Source organism: Geodermatophilus sp. SYSU D01105 (assembly GCF_054050095.1).
The window spans coordinates 13375-29644 of sequence record NZ_JBJGYR010000017.1 but is presented as its reverse complement, the minus strand read 5'-3'; the positions used below and the strand labels follow the sequence as shown (position 1 = coordinate 29644).

The following is a 16270-nucleotide window of genomic DNA, read 5'->3' as shown; positions in this document are numbered from 1 at the left end:
CCGGGCGATCCCCTCCCTCCCGTGAGACGTCACCGCCGACCGCCGCAGCCCCGAGGACGTCGCGGATCACGTTCGCGTGCACCGCACCGCCGCACCCTGCGGCCCGCGACGCCGCGGCGACCCGCCGGACCCGCACCACGACGAGGGCCCCTCCCCGCCGGAGCGGGGAGGGGCCCTCGTGGACGAGCGGCAGGCGCGTCAGCTGTGCGCGTTCTGCCCCACGTAGTACTCGAACAGCAGCCCGCCGATGGTGATCAGCAGCGCCGCGGCGGCCAGGATGATCAGCCACGGGTAGAAGAACGCGAGCGCCACACCCATCAGACCCGCCGACAGGGCGATGCCGAACGGCCAGTAGCTGGCCGGGCTGAAGAAGCCCAGCTCGCCAGCGCCGTCAGCGATGTCGGCGTCCTTGCGGTCCTCGGGTCGCGCGTCGATGCGGCGCGACACGAACCAGAAGAAGCCGCCGATGAGGAAGGTCAGGCCGCCGGAGAGGACGAGCGCCGTGGTACCGATCGGCTCCCGGGACCACACCCCGTAGACGATCGCCATCGCGATGCAGAACACCCCGATGATGTTGAAGATGAGCGCTTCGACCTTCACGGCCGTCCCTCCTGCTGCGTGGTGGAACCCGGGCGGAGACGCCGGTCAGCCATCGGCCCGCTGCGCGTCGTCGACGAGGTCCCAGGGCGACGTGGTCTGGGCCTCACCGGGCACGCCGATGCTCTCCAGCGCGTCGAAGGTGCTCAGCCCCGACTCCCGGGCCGCCAGGTAGGCGTCGTAGTCCTCCGGCGAGACGGCCCGCACCTCGAAGTTCATGTAGGCGTGGTAGGTGCCGCACAGCTCGGCACAGCGCCCGACGAAGGCGCCCTCCTCGCGGATGGTCACCTCGAAGACGTTGTCGCGGCCGTTCTCGTTGCCCGGGATGACGTCGAGCTTGAAGAGGAACTCCGGCACCCAGAAGGAGTGGATGACGTCGGCCGAGGCGACCTCGAACCGGACGGTCTGGTCGGTGGGCAGGACGAGGATCGGGATCTCCTCGCTGTTGCCGACCGTGTTGACCGGCTCGCCGTCCTGCCCGGTGGTCTCGGGGTAGACGAACTGCCAGTTCCACTTGAACGCGTTGACCGCGACCGTCACGTCGGGGTCCTCGCTGCGCTCCATCACCTTGTTCTGCGTCACCACGGTGAAGAAGAACAGCCCGGCGATGATGAGGAACGGGATGATCGTGTAGACGATCTCCAGCGGCAGGTTGTACGCCGTCTGCTTGGGCAGCTCGTCGCCGCGCTTCCGGTGGCGGACGACCGACCAGAGGATCAGGGCCCACACGCCGATGCCGACGAGCAGCGCCGCGATGACCGACCAGATCCACAGGTCCCGCATGGCGAAGGCCTCGTCGGTGACCCCGTCGGGCCACCCCCAGCGCCAGAACTCGTTGTTGGGCGTGCACCCGGTGAGGGTGACCACCCCCAGGAGACCGAGCGCGGCGCCCCGCGCGAGCCTGCTGCCTCGAGCCACTGCTCGCTGCCTCCTCGTCCCCCGCCCGGACAACCCGGACGGTCTTCCCCGGCGCGCCGTCCACCGGTAGGCGGTGAACGACCTCTGTGCCGACCACAGTCTGCGGCGAGACTAGCCGACCCCGCATGGCGGCCGACCACCGGAGACGGCGTCCCGGCGGGTCGCGCCGCGCCGCGGCCCGACGGCGGCACTGCCGGCTCGTCCGCGCACGGTGGGCACGCCGGTGAGACCCCTCACCGGCGACCCCGTGCGGAGCGTCGCGGCGGTTACAGTCGAGGCCGTGTGGACCCGGCTGCTGACCCCGATGTGGGTGGTGCTGCACCTGGTGGTGGCCGCCCTGTTCGTGGCCACCTTCTTCCTCGGCTACTGGCAGCTGACCAAGGCCGAGGCCGGCGGCGGAGCGGTGAACTGGAGCTACGCCCTGCAGTGGCCGCTGTACGGGTGCATGGGCCTGTTCTTCTACATCCGCATGGTCCGTGACGAGCTGCGGCGCGACCCCGACGAGGACGAGCCGGGCAACTCCCTGGTCCTCTACCAGCGGCCCCGCATCGACACCACCGGAGACCCCGAGCTGGCGGCCTACAACGCCTACCTGGCCGAGCTGAACGAGAAGGCCCTCGGCCGGCGGAGCAGCAATGGGCGTTGAGCCCGACGTCGCGTCGTCCCCGCGCGGCCGCGGCCTGCCCCGCACCCTCGCCCGCCGGGTCGGTCAGGGGGTGCCCGCGGCCCTGACCCGGTACCGGGTGATGGCGTGGGTCGTCGGGGTGCTGCTCATCGCGCTCATCCTGGTGGCGGTGCCGCTGAAGTACCTCGGCGGCACGGACACACCGGTCGCCGTCATCGGCACCCTGCACGGCTGGCTCTACGCCATCTTCTTCCTCACCGCCTGCGACCTCGCGCTGCGTGCGTGGTGGACGCTCAAGGGGACGGTCCTCGTGCTGCTGGCGGGGACCATCCCGATCGTGTCCTTCGTCGCCGAGCGGATCGCCACCCGCAAGACCCGCGCCGGCGAGCGCGTCTGACCCCGTCCCGGCCCCTCGGCCGGGACTCGAGCCGACCCCCCGGAGACCTGCGCCTCATGTGCGGCCTGCTGGCCTACCTGTCCACCGACGCCGACCGGGTCGGCGACTCCCACGTCTCGGGCGTCCAGGACGCCCTGCACTGCCTGCACCACCGCGGTCCCGACGACACCGCGGTGTGGTCGGACTCCCGCGTGGTGCTCGGCTTCAACCGCCTGTCGATCATCGACCTCGAGGGCAGCCCGCAGCCGCTCCCCTACGCCGGCGACCGCTACCGCATCCTGTTCAACGGCGAGATCTACAACTACCTGGAACTCCGCGAGGAGCTCGCCGCCGCGGGCGCAGAGCTGACCACGCACGGCGACACCGAGACGATCGTCGCCGGCTACCACCTGTGGGGGCAGGACGTCGTCCGCCGGCTGCGCGGCATGTTCTCGTTCGTCATCTGGGACACCCACACCCGGACGGCGTTCGGCGCCCGCGACCCGTTCGGCATCAAGCCGCTGTTCACCGCCCGCCTGGCCGACGGCGGCCTGGTCTTCAGCTCCGAGAAGAAGGCCGTGCTGGAGATGCTCGGGGGCAGCGAGGCCGCCGGCGGTGTGGACCCCGCCTCGCTCCAGCACTACCTCACGCTGCAGTACGTGCCGGAGCCGGCGACGCTGCACCGCGGCATCCGCCGCATCGAGAGCGGCACCAGCTTCACCGTGGTGGACGGCGAGCTGCGCACCAGCCGGTACTTCCACCCGACCTTCCGGCCGCAGCCGGTGGCCGCCGGGCGCGAGCAGGAGCTCTACGACCGCATCGCCGCGGCCCTCGACGAGTCGGTGGCCAAGCACATGCGCGCCGACGTCACGGTGGGGTCGTTCCTCTCCAGCGGCATCGACTCCACCGCCATCGCGGCGCTGGCCCACCGCTACAACCCCGACCTGATGACCTTCACGGTCGGCTTCGAGCGGGAGTCGACGTCCGAGGTGGACATCGCCGCCGAGTCGGCGGCGACCCTCGGCGTCAAGCACGTGCCCGTGGTCATCGACGCCCAGCAGTTCGCCGCCGCCATCCCCGAGGTGGTCTGGTACCTCGACGACCCGGTGGCCGACCCCGCGCTGGTGCCGCTGTACTTCGTGGCCCGCGAGGCCCGCAAGCACGTGAAGGTGGTGCTCTCCGGCGAGGGGGCCGACGAGCTGTTCGGCGGCTACACGATCTACCGGGAGCCGCTGAGCCTGGCCTGGGCCGAGCGGCTGCCGCGGGTCGCCAAGCGGGCGATGGCCGGGCTCTCCGGCCGGCTGCCCGAGGGGATGCGGGGCAAGGACCTGCTGCGCCGGGCCTCGATCCCGCTGGAGGAGCGCTACTACGGCAACGCCCGGAACTTCTCGGTGGCCGAGCTCAAGGCGCTGATGCGGGGCCACGACGCGGACCTGTCCCACGTGACGGTGACCGAGGACCTCTACCGGCAGACCCGCGAGGCCGGCTACGACGACGTGACGGCCATGCAGTACGTGGACCTGTTCACCTGGCTGCGCGGGGACATCCTGGTCAAGGCCGACAAGATGACCATGGCCAACTCCCTCGAGCTGCGCGTGCCGTTCCTCGACCCCGAGGTGTTCGCGCTGGCCAGCACCATCCCGCTGGACCAGCGGGTCCCGCGCAACGGCTCCGGGGACCGGGCGGGGGCCACCAAGTACGCGCTGCGCCGGGCGATGGAGCAGATCGTCCCACCCTCGATCCTGCACCGGCGCAAGCTCGGCTTCCCCGTGCCGACCGCGGACTTCCTCGCCGGCCCGCTGCACGACTGGGCACGGGACGTCGTCACCGAGAGCCAGACCGACGAGTGGCTCGACCGCGACCACGTGCTCGGCCTGCTCGACCGGCTGCGCGAGGCCGAGGTGCCCAGCAAGCGGATCGCCCGACAGGTGTGGGAGGTGCTGGTCTTCATGGTCTGGCACGGGATCTTCGTCGAGGAGCGGATCCGCCCGCAGATCCCCGAGACCGTCTACCCCGTCAGGCTGTAGGACCCGGCCCCGGCCCCGGACGACGACAGCGCCCGGGCCCTCTGCCGAGGGACCGGGCGCTGTCGTGTGGCGCTGGAGCGGCGCTCAGTGGAAGGAGTCGCCGCAGGCGCAGGAGCCCTGCGCGTTCGGGTTGTCGATCGTGAAGCCCTGCTTCTCGATCGTGTCCACGAAGTCGATCACCGCGCCGCCCAGGTAGGGCCCGCTCATCCGGTCGACGATGACCTCGACGCCACCGAACTCGAAGGTCTGGTCGCCGTCGAGGAAGCGCTCGTCGAAGAAGAGCTGGTAGCGCAGGCCGGAGCAGCCGCCGGGCTGGACGGCGATGCGCAGCCGCAGGTCGTCGCGGCCCTCCTGGTCCAGCAGCGCCTTGACCTTCGCGGCGGCGGGCTCGCTCAGAACCACGCCGGTCGCTGCGGTGTCCTGCACCGTCATGTTGTCGTCCTCCCACGTTCGAGGGTGCCTGCTGCGGCACGTCCTGCAGCAGGCCAACACCGCCGGAGCGGAGCCTCTTCCCACTGTACGGCGCAGCCACGCACGCGAGCGGGGAACGGGCGAGGTCACACGTAGACTCGCGGGCGTGAAGCTCCGCCTGCCCGGGCGCAAGGACCGCGCCGAGACCGCGCCCGACGCCGACGTCGACCTGACCACCCAGCTGGTGAAGTCGGGCGGCAAGGGCCGGCCCACACCCAAGCGCAACGAGGCCCAGGGACGCCGTCCCGGGCCTCCCCCGCCGCCTCCCACCACGCGCAAGGAGGCCTACAAGCGGATGCGCGAGCAGCAGGCGTCCCAGCGCACCGCCGCGCGGGCCGGGGCGCTGCGGGGCGACGACAGCTACCTGCCCGCCCGCGACCGGGGGCCGGTCCGCAAGCTGGTGCGCGACGTCGTCGACGCCCGGCGCAACGCCGGCAGCTTCTTCCTCCTCGTGGCCGCGCTGGTGCTCGCGGGCTACTTCGTGCCCAGCCCCGCGGTGCAGAGCTACACGGTCTTCATCTGGTTCCTGTTCTTCCTGGTGATCATCGTCGACTCGGTGTTCCTCGGCCGGCGGATCAAGAAGAAGGTGCTCGAGCGCTTCCCGAACCAGGACCACAAGATGCGCGGGCTGGTCTGGTACGGCATCAGCCGGTCCACGATGGTCCGCCGCTGGCGTTTCCCCAAGCCCGAGGTGGCACTGGGCGCCCAGGTCTGACGAAGGCCCCCTGGCAGGCTCGCGGCGGGCCCTGCAGGGGGCCGCTAGCGTCGGTGCCCGTGGAATTCCGACGACTGGGCCGCTCCGGCCTCACCATCTCCGAGATCGCCTACGGCAACTGGCTGACCCACGGCGGCCAGGTCGAGGAGGACGCCGCGCACGCCTGCGTGCGGGCCGCCCTCGACGCCGGCATCACCACGTTCGACACCGCCGACGTCTATGCCGGCACCCGCGCCGAGTCGGTGCTGGGCCGGGCGCTGGCCGGGCAGCGCCGCGAGGGCCTGGAGGTCTTCACCAAGGTCTACTGGCCCACCGGTCCCGGCCGGAACGACCGCGGCCTGGGCCGCAAGCACATCGTGGAGAGCTGCCACGCGTCGCTGCGCCGGCTGCAGACCGACTACGTCGACCTCTACCAGGCGCACCGGTACGACCCCACGGTCCCGCTCGAGGAGACGATGACCGCCTTCGCCGACCTCGTGCGGGCGGGCAAGGTGCTCTACATCGGCGTCTCCGAGTGGCGCGCCGAGGAGATCGCCGCGGGCGCCGCCCTGGCCCGCGACCTCGGCGTCCAGCTCATCAGCAACCAGCCGCAGTACTCGATGCTGTGGCGGGTGATCGAGGACGAGGTCGTCCCCACCTCCGAGAAGGAGGGGCTGTCCCAGATCGTGTGGTCCCCGCTGGCCCAGGGCGTGCTCACCGGCAAGTACCTGCCCGGCCAGCAACCCCCGGCCGACAGCCGCGGTGGGCACGCCGAGGTCGGCGGGTCCATGCAGCGGTTCCTCCGGGACGACGTCCTCAGCCGCGTGCAGGGGCTGCGGCCGGTCGCCGAGGACCTGGGCCTGTCCATGGCCCAGCTCGCGGTGGCGTGGGTGCTGCAGAACCAGAACGTGGCGGCGGCGATCATCGGCGCCACCCGGCCCGAGCAGGTGCAGGACAACGTGCAGGCCGCCGGGGTGCGGCTGGACGCCGACGTCCTGGCGCGGATCGACGAGGTGCTTGGCGACGTGGTCGAGCGGGACCCGGCGAAGACCGCCCGCGGCTGAGCGAGGACCTCCCCCCACCGCTCGCAGGCTCCGGCGGGCCCGTGCAGGGAGGCCGCCGGGGCGGAAGCCCGCCGTCCGCCCCGGCTACGTCGCTGCCAGCCCCATCGGGCCGTAGACCTCCTGGTCGCCGTCGAAGAGCCGCACCGTGGCCACCCCGCGTTCCAGCAGCACCCGCCAGTGCTCCCCCAGCCAGGACTCCGCGTCGCCCTGGTTCTCCGCCTCCGGGATCTCGACCCCCACCGACGCGGGGTCGACCTCCACCCCCGAGGGGTCCTCCAACCGCCAGTACCAGCTCATGTGCCGAGGCTAGTGACCGCGCCGTCGGCGCCCGAGTCACAGTCGGCCGTGCGTTACCCCGGCGAGCGTCGCGGGCATGTCAGGTCATCGACCGTCCAGGACCGGACCGGAGGACCGATGACCCAGCCCACAGCGGGCGCGAGCCGCGCGACCGCTCCACCACCAGCCCCCGAGGACGCCTCGACGGGCCAGTTGATCGGCCAGCTCACCGAGCAGATCTCCCGCCTGGTCCGTGACGAGGCCCGGCTGGCGCAGGCCGAGGTCACGCAGAAGGCCAAGCGCCTCGGCGTCGGTGCGGGCCTGTTCGGCGGCGCCGGGCTGTTCGCGTTCCTCGGGACGGCGGCCCTGGTCGCCACCGCGATCCTCCTGCTGGACCTGGCCCTGCCGGCCTGGGCCGCCGCGCTGATCGTGACCGTCGTGCTGTTCGCCGTCGCCGGGGTCCTCGCCCTGATCGGCAAGAAGGACGTGCAGAAGGCGACGCCCCCCGTGCCGACCGAGGCGATCGCCAGCACCAGGACCGACATCGCGACGGTGAAGGAGAGTGCCCGCCGGTGAGCACCCCTGCCAGCTCCGGAGCCGGCGACACCACGCCGCGCGACCCCGACGCCATCAAGGCCGACATCGAGGCCACCCGGGAACAGCTCAGCCGCACGGTCGACGAGCTCTCCCACCGTCTCGACGTCCCGGCCCGTGCCAAGGAGGGCGCCTTCCGCGCCCGGGACACCGCCGTCGAGACCTACCGCGAGAGCCCACCGACGGTGATCGGCGCGGGGGGTGCGCTGGCCGGCCTGATCGGCCTGCTGGTGTGGCGGCGACGGACCCGTGACCGCCGCCGGGCCGAGCGCGCGGCCAAGCGCGACGCGAAGCGGGCCGCCAAGCAGCTCGCCGCCCGCCGCGCCGCGGCGGAGACGGCCGCTCGCCAGGCTGCGAAGACGACGAAGACCAGGCAGAAGGCCCGGCAGAAGGCCCGACAGAAGGCCCGCCGGGCCGCCGCGAGGAGGACGAAGTGAGCAGCAAGGGAGCCAAGCTGGCCTACCGCCCGATCGGCCTGCTCGGCGGCGTCCTCGCCGGCGTGGTCTCCGGGACGATCTTCAAGCAGGTGTGGAAGCGGGTCTCCCACGAGGAGGACGCACCCGACGCCCTGCAGAGCGAGTACCGGATGCGTGAGGTCGTGCTGGCCGCCGCCCTGCAGGGCGCGATCTTCGCCGCCACCAAGGCCGCCATCGACCGGCTGGGCGCCCGAGGGTTCACCAAGCTGACCGGCAGCTGGCCGGGCGACTGACGTGTCCGGCACCCGACACCACGAGAGCGCGGTCGACCGGATCCGCGAGCGCGTCGAGGAGAAGGCGGCGCGGCGTGCGGCCGCGGCCGAGGCGGCCCGGCGCGGCGGGCAGCCGGCCCCCTCCCCCCGGCCGCCCGGGGGGCTGGACGAGCGGTCGCTGCCGGGCATCGGCGCGGACAAGCCGACCCAGATCCCCCTGCGCGGCTGGAAGCAGGTGGTGAAGCGGGCCTGGGCGGAGAACAAGGCCGACAACATGCCGATCATCGCCGGCGGCGTCGCCTTCTTCGCCTTCCTCGCGGTCTTCCCTGCCCTGATCGCGATGATCTCGATCTACGGCCTGGTGGCCTCGCCGGAGACCGTCGCCCGGCAGGTCGAGGACCTCTCGGCCCAGCTGCCCGAGAGCGCGGCGGACCTGATCGGGCAGCAGTTGACGTCGATCACCGAGCGCAGCGGCGGCGCGCTGACCTTCGGCCTGGTCTTCTCCGTCGTCGGCGCGCTGTGGAGTGCCTCCGGCGGGGTCAACAACCTCATCACCGCGGTGAACCTGGCCTACGACGAGGTCGAGACCCGGAACTTCGTGAGGCTCCGGGCGACGTCGCTGGCCCTCACCCTGGGGGCGATCGTCTTCATCCTGCTGACGTTCGGCCTCGTCGCCGTCGTCCCGGCCGTGTTGGACGCGCTGCCGCTGGGGGTCGTGGGGACCGTCCTCGCGCAGGTCATCCGGTGGGTGCTGATCCTCGCGGTCATGGCCGGCTCGCTCGCCGTCCTCTACCGGGTGGCGCCCGACCGGGACGCGCCCAGGCTCCGGTGGGTCAGCCTCGGGTCGATCGTGGTGACGCTCGTCTGGGCGGTCGTCAGCCTGCTGTTCAGCTTCTACGTGAACAACTTCGGCTCCTACGACAAGACCTACGGCACGATCGCCGGCGTCATCGTCCTGATGCTGTGGCTGTACCTCACCTGCTACCTCATCCTGCTGGGCGCGGAGATCAACTCCGAGGCCGAGCACCAGACGGCCCAGGACACCACCTCCGGGGAGCCGCGGCCCATGGGCGAGCGCGACGCGGTCGTGGCCGACACGCTGCCCGACAAGCCCGAGCCCACCAAGGAGGACAAGGACCCGACCCGGAAGTGACCGGGAGGCCTCGTCTAGGCCCGCTCCGAGCCTGGGGGAACCGGCGGTCCCGTCCCCGGCTCCCCCGGTGGCGGTGTCGGGTCCCTGCCTCAGCGGACGTGCGAGGGCACGAAGGGCGGCCGCACGACCTCCACGGCCTGCGGCCGCCCGCGCACGTCCACGGCCAGATCGGCGCCCTCCGCCACCCCGGCGGCGGAGTCGAGCAGGGCCAGCGCGATGCCGGCGCGCAGGGTGGGTGAGAACGTCCCGCTGGTCACCTCGCCGACCCGGTCGCCACCGGAGTCGACGACCGCCATCCCCGGCCGCGGGATCCCCCGGCCGGTCGCCCGCAGGCCCCACAGCAGCCGCGCCGGCCCGCGCTCCTTCTCCGCCAGCAGTGCCTCGCGGCCCCAGAACGCCGGCTTGCGCCACCCGACCGCCCAGCCGGCGCGGGCCTGGCTCGGGGTGATGTCCGGGGAGAGCTCGTGCCCGTGCAGCGGGTAGCCCATCTCGGTCCGCAGGGTGTCGCGGGCGCCGAGCCCGCACAGCCGCAGGCCCTCGTCGCGACCCACGTCGACCAGCACGTCCCACAGCTCCCCGGCCCGCTCGGCGGGGACCAGCAGCTCGTAGCCGTGCTCGCCGGTGTAGCCGGTCCGGCACACCGTGACCTCGGTGTGCCCGCCGCCGGTGCCGGTCACGAAGGACATGTACGCCAGTTCGCCGGGCAGGCCGAGGAACGACAGCACCTGCGCCGACTTCGGCCCCTGGACGGCGAGGACGGCGACCTCGGTGTGCCGGTCGGTCACGGTGACCCCGGCGGGCGCGGCGTCGGTCAGGCGGGCGACCACCTCGGCGGCGTTGGCCGCGTTCGGGACCAGCAGGACGTCGTCCGGCCCGTGCAGGTAGACGATCAGGTCGTCGACCACCCCGCCGGCCCGCGGGTCACCGTCGGGCAGGCAGCACATCGTGTACTGCGCCTGCCCGGGGCCGATGCGGGACAGGTCGTTGGTCAGGCAGGAGTCGACGAAGCCGGCCGCACCGGGCCCGCGCACCGTCACCGTCCCGAGGTGGGAGACGTCGAAGAGCCCCACGCCGGTCCGGACGGCGGCGTGCTCGGCGAGCACACCCCCTCCGGCGTACTCGATCGGCATCGTCCAGCCGCCGAAGTCGGCCATCTTGGCGCCGGCCGCGAGGTGCCGCTCGTGCAGGGGGGAGGTCCGCGGGGTCACGGTCGGCACGCTAGCGCTCGTCGCACGCACCGGGCGGCCCTGCCGCGGGACCCCGGCCGCCCCCTCGCAGGGCCCGCGCCGAGCCTGCGAGGCGTGGGGGGCGAGGGCGGCCCTCCTGCAGGGGCCCACCGTGAGCCTGCGAACGGTGGGGAGCAGGAGGGTCCTCTTAGGATCGACCGGTGCCGCCCACGATCACCGCCACCGACCGCCCGCTCGAGAAGCTCTCCGCCGACGCCGTCGTCGTCGGCATCGGCAAGGGGCCCGACGGCCCCTTGCCCACCCCCGGTGCGGAGGCCGTGGACCGGTTGCTCGGCGGCCGGCTGCTCACGGCACTGGCCGACCTCGGGGCGCGCGGCGCCGAGGACGAGGTCACCCGTCTGTCCTCCCTCGGGCAGGGCTCCTTCCCGGTCATCGCCGCCGTGGGTCTGGGCTCCCCGCAGGCCGGCGGCGGCTACCCCGCCGAGGCGGTGCGCCGCGCCGCGGGCGCGGCGGGCCGGGCACTGAGCGGCCGGGCCACGGTCGTCAGCCTGCTCGCCGCCGTCGGCGGGACGCCGGACGAGCTGCGCCTGCACGCCGTCGGCGAGGGCCACCTGCTCGGGGCCTACGAGTTCACCGCGTACAAGTCCGCGCTCGACGGCCGGCCCACCCCGCCGCGGGAGTTCACCGTCGTCGTGCCCGACGCCGGGGACGCCCGGCCCGCGATGGCCCGCGCGCGGGCCGTTGCCGACGCGGTGACCCTGGTCCGCGACCTGGTCAACACCCCGCCCAACGACCTCTTCCCCGCCGAGCTGGCCGACCGCGGCGCGGCCGCCGGGAAGAAGGCGGGCCTGAAGGTGGAGGTCCTCGACGAGGACGCGCTGGCGGCCGGGGGCTACGGGGGCATCCTGGCCGTCGGCGGCGGCTCGGTGCGCAAGCCCCGCCTGCTCCGGCTCACCTACTCCGGCAAGCGGGCCCGCAAGAAGATCGCGCTCGTCGGCAAGGGCATCACCTTCGACAGCGGGGGCCTGTCGATCAAGCCGGCCCTGAACATGCACCACATGACCAGCGACATGGCCGGTGCCGCCGCCGTCATCGCCACCGTCTGCCTGGTCGCGGAGCTCGGCCTGCCGGTCGAGGTCACCGCCACCGTGCCGATCGCGGAGAACCTGCCCAGCGGCACCGCCTACCGGCCGGCCGACGTGGTCACCTTCCGCAACGGCAAGAAGGCGGAGATCACCAACACCGACGCCGAGGGCCGGGTCGTGCTGGCCGACGCGATCGCGCGCGCGGCCGAGGACTCCCCCGACCACCTGCTGGAGACCTCCACCCTCACGGGGGCGCAGATGGTGGCGCTGGGCACCCGCACCTCGGGCGTCATGGGCAGCGACGACCTGCGCGACGCCGTCGTCGCCGCCAGCCGCCGCAGCGGCGAGCCCATGTGGCCGATGCCGATGCCCGCGGAGCTGCGCAAGGGCATCGACTCCCCCGTCGCGGACTTCGTCAACGCCAACCTCGACCGGATGGGCGGCATGCTGGTCGGTGCCCACTTCCTGGCCGAGTTCGTGCCGGCCGGGCTGCCGTGGGCGCACATCGACATCGCCGGGCCCAGCTACAACACCGGGGCGCCGTGGGGCTACACGCCCAAGGGCGGCACGGGCGTCCCCGTGCGGACGGTGCTGGCCACCATCGAGGACCTCATCGCCGAGTGACCTCCGCCGGCCGCGGCCCGGACACCGGGCCGCGGCCGCACTCCTCCGTGACCGCGCTGCTCAGCCTCGTGCGTCCCGCTGGCGCGCCGACCAGTCCCGCATGCGCTGCGGATAGCCGGTGACCTGCGCGTCGTAGACCGGGACGCCGAGGTCGCGGGACAGCCGCCGGGCGGTGTCGGGCCCGTCGATCCGCCGCCGCGTCCACTCGCCGTCCGCGGCGACCAGCACGATCGTCGTCTCGGTGACGGCGGTGCGGGGCTCGACGTACCCCTCCACGCCGCGGCGGGTCGCGACGAACTGCTCCAGGTGGGCGAGGTCCGCGCGCGCCGCGCCGCGGTCCAGCGTCGCGGGCCGGTTCCCGTCACCGCGCTGCGCCCTGCCCCGCCTGCGCCCGAACAGCCCCATCCGTCCTCCTCGTGCCCCGAGGCGGCCGCGCCTCGCGCCGCGACGTCCGCGCTGGCAACGGTGCTCTGAGCCCGCGCGTTCCCGGAGTGGCAGGATGAGCCCTGGACCATCCCCCGCCCGTGTGAACGGGACGGGACACCAGCATTCGAGGAGATCTCGTGAGCGCACCCACCTCCCCCGCCGACCTGGTCATCCTCGGTGGTGGCTCGGGTGGCTACGCCGCCGCGTTGCGGGCGGCCGAGCTGGGCATGTCCGTCGTCCTCATCGAGCGCGACAAGGTCGGCGGGACGTGCCTCCACCGGGGCTGCATCCCGACCAAGGCCCTGCTGCACGCGGGCGAGGTCGCCGACCTGGCCCGCGAGGGCGAGCAGTTCGGCGTGAAGACCTCCCTGGCCGGCATCGACATGGACGGCGTCAACGGTTACAAGGACGGCGTCATCTCCCGGCTCTACAAGGGTCTGCAGGGCCTGATCAAGAGCCGCAAGATCAACTACGTCGAGGGTGAGGGCCGCCTGGTGTCCCCGACCGCTGTCGAGGTCAACGGGCAGCGGTACGAGGGCAAGCACGTCCTGCTGGCCACCGGTTCCTACGCGCGCTCGCTGCCCGGCCTCGAGGTCGACGGCACCCGCGTCATCACCAGCGACCACGCCCTGAACCTGGACCGGGTACCGGCCTCGGCGATCATCCTCGGTGGCGGCGTCATCGGGTGCGAGTTCGCCAGCGCGTGGAAGTCCTTCGGCGTCGACGTGACCATCATCGAGGCCCTCCCGCACCTGGTCCCGCTCGAGGACGAGGCCTCCTCCAAGCTCCTCGAGCGCGCCTTCCGCCGGCGCAAGATCGGCTTCGAGCTCGGCAGCCGGTTCTCCGGCGTGCAGAACACCGAGAACGGCGTCAAGGTCTCGCTCGAGAACGGCAAGGAGTTCGAGGCCGAGGTGCTGCTCGTGGCCGTCGGCCGCGGCCCGGTGAGCCAGGGCCTGGGCTACGAGGAGGCCGGCGTCGCCATGGAGCGCGGCTACGTCCTCGTCGACCAGTACTGCCAGACCAACGTGCCGACCATCTCCGCGGTGGGCGACCTCATCCCGACCCTGCAGCTGGCCCACGTCGGCTTCGGCGAGGGCATCCTCGTCGCCGAGCGGCTGGCGGGGCTCAACCCGGCGCCGATCGACTACGCCGGTGTCCCGCGGATCACCTACTCCGACCCGGAGGTCGCCTCCGTCGGCCTCACCGAGGCGCAGGCGAAGGAGCGGTACGGCGAGGTCAAGACCCTCACCTACGACCTCGGCGGCAACGGCCGCAGCCAGATCCTGAAGACGGCAGGCGCCGTCAAGCTCGTCCAGGCCGTCGACGGCCCGGTCGTCGGTGTGCACATGGTCGGCAGCCGGGTCGGCGAGCTCATCGCCGAGGCCCAGCTGATCTACAACTGGGAGGCCGAGGCCGACGACGTCGCCAGCCTCATCCACCCGCACCCGACGCAGAGCGAGGCCCTCGGCGAGGCACACCTGGCGCTGGCCGGCAAGCCCCTGCACGTGCACGGCTGACTCTGCACCACCCCACATCCACCCAGCGCGAGAAGGAGCCCTGCCCCGATGCCGACGTCCGTCACCATGCCCGCCCTGGGCGAGAGCGTCACCGAGGGCACGGTCACTCGATGGCTCAAGCAGGAGGGTGAGCAGGTCGAGGCCGACGAGCCCCTCCTCGAGGTGTCGACCGACAAGGTCGACACCGAGATCCCCTCGCCGGCCGCCGGTGTCCTGACCAAGATCCTCGTCGCCGAGGACGAGACCGTCGAGGTCGGCGCCGAGCTCGCCGTCATCGGCGGGGACGGGGCCGGCGACGGCGGCGGTGGCCCCGCCTCGGCGGAGGACGCCGACACCACGCCCCAGAGCCCCGTCCAGCAGGTCCAGGACGCGAGCCCCGCTCCCGACCAGGAGGCTCAGCCGGCCGCGCCGGAGCCGGAGCCCGCGTCGGCCTCCGGCGACGGCGCTCAGGGCGGGGGCGGTCAGGGCGGCGGCGAGGGCACCCCGGTGACCATGCCGGCGCTCGGCGAGAGCGTCACCGAGGGCACGGTCACCCGCTGGCTGAAGTCGGTCGGTGACGAGGTCGCCGCGGACGAGCCGCTGCTGGAGGTCTCCACCGACAAGGTGGACACCGAGATCCCGGCGCCGGTCTCGGGCACCCTGCTGTCGATCTCGGTGAACGAGGACGAGACCGTCGAGGTCGGCGCCCAGCTGGCGGTCATCGGCACCGGCGCGGCGGGCGGCGGTGCCCCCGCCTCGGCTCCCGCCGCTCCGGCCCAGGAGCAGCCCGCGGCCCCGGCCCAGCAGCAGCCCCCGGCCCAGCAGCAGCCCCCGGCCCAGCCGCAGGAGCCGGAGACCGCGAAGCCCGCCACCGAGACCCCGGGCGCGGACTACGGCTCGAGCGGCGCGCTGCCCGCGAAGTCGCCGACGTCGGCTCCCTCCCCGGCGGCCGCGGTGGCTCCGCAGGCCCCGTCCTCGGCACCGGCACCGGCCGCCCCTGCCCAGCAGGGCGGGGACGGCGGTGGCCAGTACGTCACCCCGCTGGTGCGCCGCCTGGCCGCCGAGCACGGCGTGGACCTGGGCACGGTCACCGGCACGGGTGTCGGCGGGCGGATCCGCAAGCAGGACGTCCTCGCCGCGGCCGAACGGGCCGCCGCGCCGGCTCAGGAGGCCGCCCCGGCTGCCGCCGGGCGCGCCGCCGCGAAGCCGTCGCCGGCAGCCATGCCGGACACCAAGCTGCGCGGTCGCACCGAGAAGCTCTCCCGCCTGCGCACCGTCATCGCCCGCCGGATGGTCGAGTCCCTGGCGGTCAGCGCCCAGCTGACCACGGTGGTCGAGGCCGACGTCACCGCGATCGCGCGGCTGCGGGACCGGGCCAAGCGGGACTTCGAGGCCCGTGAGGGCGTCAAGCTGTCCTTCCTGCCGTTCTTCGCCAAGGCGTCGATCGAGGCGCTCAAGGCCCACCCTGCCGTGAACTCCTCGATCGACCTCGAGGCCGGCACGGTGACCTACCACGACTCCGAGAACCTCGGCATCGCGGTGGACACCGAGCGGGGGCTGCTGGTGCCGGTCATCAAGGACGCCGGCGACCTGAGCATCGGCGGGCTGGCCCGCAAGATCGCCGACCTGGCCGAGCGGACCCGCAGCAACAAGGTCACCCCGGACGAGCTCGGCGGCGGCACCTTCACGCTGACCAACACCGGCAGTCGTGGGGCGCTGTTCGACACGCCGATCATCAACCAGCCGCAGGTCGCGATCCTCGGCGTCGGCACCGTGGTCAAGCGCCCGGTCGTCGTCCAGGACCCCGACCTGGGTGAGGTCATCGCCGTCCGGTCGATGGTCTACCTGGCGCTGACCTACGACCACCGGATCGTCGACGGCGCCGACGCGGCGCGGTTCCTCGGCACGGTGAAGGAGCGCCTGGAGGCCGGTCAGTTCCACGGCGAGCTCGGCCTCTCCTGATCCACAC

The 16270-nt window shown here is 73.1% G+C and carries 18 protein-coding genes; 12 read left to right on the top strand and 6 right to left on the bottom strand.

What is annotated here, in order from left to right; all coding sequences use genetic code 11:
- Positions 1-198: 198 nt before the first annotated feature.
- Together ACI79I_RS16630 and ctaC are read right to left on the bottom strand one after the other, a co-directional pair.
- On the bottom strand, positions 199-600 hold the full coding sequence (locus ACI79I_RS16630; RefSeq protein ID WP_456948131.1) for a cytochrome c oxidase subunit 4: 402 nt from the start codon (positions 598-600) through the stop codon (positions 199-201).
- Between the two features lie 45 nt (positions 601-645).
- On the bottom strand, positions 646-1515 hold the full coding sequence (ctaC, locus tag ACI79I_RS16625) for an aa3-type cytochrome oxidase subunit II (RefSeq protein ID WP_456993434.1): 870 nt from the start codon (positions 1513-1515) through the stop codon (positions 646-648).
- Between the two features lie 280 nt (positions 1516-1795).
- Here ctaC and ACI79I_RS16620 point away from each other — a divergent pair, with 280 nt between their 5' ends.
- The 3 genes from ACI79I_RS16620 to asnB are packed head-to-tail and all read left to right on the top strand — an operon-like array spanning position 1796 to position 4543.
- Positions 1796-2161: a metalloprotease gene (locus ACI79I_RS16620; protein WP_456993433.1), complete on the top strand. Its 366-nt coding sequence runs from the start codon at positions 1796-1798 to the stop codon at positions 2159-2161.
- Positions 2151-2537: a DUF3817 domain-containing protein gene (locus tag ACI79I_RS16615; RefSeq protein WP_456993431.1), complete on the top strand. Its 387-nt coding sequence runs from the start codon at positions 2151-2153 to the stop codon at positions 2535-2537. Before ACI79I_RS16620 ends, ACI79I_RS16615 begins: the two co-directional genes overlap by 11 nt.
- A 56-nt stretch (positions 2538-2593) precedes the next feature.
- Entirely contained in the window at positions 2594-4543 is a 1950-nt protein-coding gene (gene asnB / locus ACI79I_RS16610) for an asparagine synthase (glutamine-hydrolyzing) (RefSeq protein ID WP_456993430.1), read from the top strand.
- Positions 4544-4627: 84 nt separating this feature from the next.
- On the opposite strand, the gene ACI79I_RS16605 is transcribed toward asnB, so the two are convergent.
- Positions 4628-4975 (bottom strand): HesB/IscA family protein, encoded by a 348-nt coding sequence (locus ACI79I_RS16605; RefSeq protein ID WP_456948428.1) that lies wholly within the window; start codon positions 4973-4975, stop codon positions 4628-4630.
- Between the two features lie 145 nt (positions 4976-5120).
- Between ACI79I_RS16605 and ACI79I_RS16600 the strand changes: the two genes are divergently transcribed.
- The gene (locus ACI79I_RS16600; protein WP_456993429.1) at positions 5121-5729 is read left to right on the top strand and encodes a DUF3043 domain-containing protein; all 609 of its coding nucleotides are present in this window, start codon (positions 5121-5123) and stop codon (positions 5727-5729) included.
- A gap of 59 nt (positions 5730-5788) precedes the next feature.
- Positions 5789-6772 (top strand): aldo/keto reductase family protein, encoded by a 984-nt coding sequence (locus ACI79I_RS16595; RefSeq protein ID WP_456993427.1) that lies wholly within the window; start codon positions 5789-5791, stop codon positions 6770-6772.
- Positions 6773-6856: 84 nt separating this feature from the next.
- Here ACI79I_RS16595 and ACI79I_RS16590 read toward each other — a convergent pair whose 3' ends face one another.
- On the bottom strand, positions 6857-7069 hold the full coding sequence (locus tag ACI79I_RS16590) for a hypothetical protein (protein ID WP_456993426.1): 213 nt from the start codon (positions 7067-7069) through the stop codon (positions 6857-6859).
- Between the two features lie 117 nt (positions 7070-7186).
- Between ACI79I_RS16590 and ACI79I_RS16585 the strand changes: the two genes are divergently transcribed.
- From ACI79I_RS16585 to ACI79I_RS16570, 4 genes are read left to right on the top strand one after another with little or no spacing between them, the layout of a single operon-like run.
- Complete coding sequence (locus ACI79I_RS16585) at positions 7187-7624, top strand: phage holin family protein (RefSeq protein WP_456993425.1); 438 nt, start codon at positions 7187-7189, stop codon at positions 7622-7624.
- Positions 7621-8079, top strand: a complete 459-nt coding sequence (locus ACI79I_RS16580) for a DUF3618 domain-containing protein (RefSeq protein WP_456993424.1) — start codon at positions 7621-7623, stop codon at positions 8077-8079. The genes ACI79I_RS16585 and ACI79I_RS16580 overlap by 4 nt, the downstream gene beginning before the upstream one ends.
- Positions 8076-8351, top strand: coding sequence for a DUF4235 domain-containing protein (locus tag ACI79I_RS16575; protein WP_456993423.1), 276 nt, complete (start codon positions 8076-8078; stop codon positions 8349-8351). The genes ACI79I_RS16580 and ACI79I_RS16575 overlap by 4 nt, the downstream gene beginning before the upstream one ends.
- A 1-nt stretch (position 8352) precedes the next feature.
- Positions 8353-9483 (top strand): YihY/virulence factor BrkB family protein, encoded by a 1131-nt coding sequence (locus ACI79I_RS16570; protein ID WP_456993422.1) that lies wholly within the window; start codon positions 8353-8355, stop codon positions 9481-9483.
- Between the two features lie 89 nt (positions 9484-9572).
- Here the strand turns inward: ACI79I_RS16570 and gcvT are convergent, their stop codons facing one another.
- A complete protein-coding gene (gene gcvT, locus ACI79I_RS16565) occupies positions 9573-10691 on the bottom strand; it encodes a glycine cleavage system aminomethyltransferase GcvT (RefSeq protein WP_456993421.1) in 1119 nt (372 codons plus the stop codon).
- A 179-nt stretch (positions 10692-10870) separates the two neighbouring features.
- Between gcvT and ACI79I_RS16560 the strand changes: the two genes are divergently transcribed.
- Complete coding sequence (locus ACI79I_RS16560; RefSeq protein ID WP_456993420.1) at positions 10871-12379, top strand: leucyl aminopeptidase; 1509 nt, start codon at positions 10871-10873, stop codon at positions 12377-12379.
- Between the two features lie 60 nt (positions 12380-12439).
- Here ACI79I_RS16560 and ACI79I_RS16555 read toward each other — a convergent pair whose 3' ends face one another.
- The gene (locus tag ACI79I_RS16555) at positions 12440-12784 is read right to left on the bottom strand and encodes an oxidoreductase (protein ID WP_456993419.1); all 345 of its coding nucleotides are present in this window, start codon (positions 12782-12784) and stop codon (positions 12440-12442) included.
- Between the two features lie 158 nt (positions 12785-12942).
- On the opposite strand from ACI79I_RS16555, the gene lpdA reads away from it, so the two are divergent.
- A complete protein-coding gene (lpdA, locus tag ACI79I_RS16550; protein ID WP_456993418.1) occupies positions 12943-14322 on the top strand; it encodes a dihydrolipoyl dehydrogenase in 1380 nt (459 codons plus the stop codon).
- A 48-nt stretch (positions 14323-14370) separates the two neighbouring features.
- Complete coding sequence (sucB, locus tag ACI79I_RS16545; protein ID WP_456993417.1) at positions 14371-16263, top strand: 2-oxoglutarate dehydrogenase, E2 component, dihydrolipoamide succinyltransferase; 1893 nt, start codon at positions 14371-14373, stop codon at positions 16261-16263.
- Positions 16264-16270: the final 7 nt, after the last annotated feature.

What these genes read in the sequence shown, in the direction of transcription:
- ACI79I_RS16590 (WP_456993426.1), bottom strand. Translation starts at nt 7,069, where the DNA reads ATGAGCTGGTACTGGCGGTTGGAGGACCCCTCGGGGGTGGAGGTCGAC.
- ACI79I_RS16615 (WP_456993431.1), top strand. Translation starts at nt 2,151, where the DNA reads ATGGGCGTTGAGCCCGACGTCGCGTCGTCCCCGCGCGGCCGCGGCCTG.
- ACI79I_RS16555 (WP_456993419.1), bottom strand. Translation starts at nt 12,784, where the DNA reads ATGGGGCTGTTCGGGCGCAGGCGGGGCAGGGCGCAGCGCGGTGACGGG.
- ACI79I_RS16585 (WP_456993425.1), top strand. Translation starts at nt 7,187, where the DNA reads ATGACCCAGCCCACAGCGGGCGCGAGCCGCGCGACCGCTCCACCACCA.
- asnB (WP_456993430.1), top strand. Translation starts at nt 2,594, where the DNA reads ATGTGCGGCCTGCTGGCCTACCTGTCCACCGACGCCGACCGGGTCGGC.
- sucB (WP_456993417.1), top strand. Translation starts at nt 14,371, where the DNA reads ATGCCGACGTCCGTCACCATGCCCGCCCTGGGCGAGAGCGTCACCGAG.
- ACI79I_RS16605 (WP_456948428.1), bottom strand. Translation starts at nt 4,975, where the DNA reads ATGACGGTGCAGGACACCGCAGCGACCGGCGTGGTTCTGAGCGAGCCC.